Source organism: Rhizobium sp. RHZ02 (genome assembly GCF_014851575.1).
GTDB classification, from domain to species: domain Bacteria; phylum Pseudomonadota; class Alphaproteobacteria; order Rhizobiales; family Rhizobiaceae; genus Rhizobium; species Rhizobium altiplani.
In genome coordinates this window covers 1-575 of sequence record NZ_JACUZX010000089.1, presented here as the reverse complement: position 1 = coordinate 575, position 575 = coordinate 1, and the positions used below count along the sequence as shown (strand labels likewise).

Here is a 575-nt window from a genome sequence, read left to right as displayed (position 1 = left end):
ATGGCTGGTCTGGGTGGCTTGGTGAGCGCCATGGCGATCTTCTTGATGTTTTGGGCGGCTGCAGCCAGCAGGCACTGGCATGCGACGCGGGTGAGACTTCGAAAGCGGGCATAGCGATGCCCGTGAAGCTGCTTGGCATCGGCAAACGAGCGCTCGACCGTCTCCTTGCGGCGCTTATAGATTGCCTTGCCCCAAGGGGTCAGGCGATGGGCGTCGGTGCGCTGGCGGGCGTCGGCCCAGACATGGCGGGTGATGGTACGCACCGCCTTGGTGTTTGATGTGCAGGAGGCCAGCAACGGACAATCGCGGCAGATGGCAGGATCCGAACGATAGTGGCGATAACCGTTGCGGTCGGTGGTGGCATAGGCGAGCAGTTGGCCTTCGGGGCAGCGATAACCGTCCGCCTCAGGCTCGTAGACGAACTTCGACTTGCGCATCATGCCATCTTTGGGCGGGGTCGGGTTGCGATAGCCGGTGACACCGAGGATGGTGCGGTCCTCCAGCCCCTTGGCGATGCCGGACGTGGCATAGCCGGCATCCAGCCCGACAGCACCGACCTCGAAGCCGAACCGCTC

General features: G+C 63.8%; 1 protein-coding gene. It reads right to left on the bottom strand.

Annotated features, from left to right (window positions below):
* Window positions 1-575 (bottom strand): transposase (locus tag IB244_RS31630; protein WP_192306996.1); only part of this gene is annotated, 575 nt, incomplete at both ends.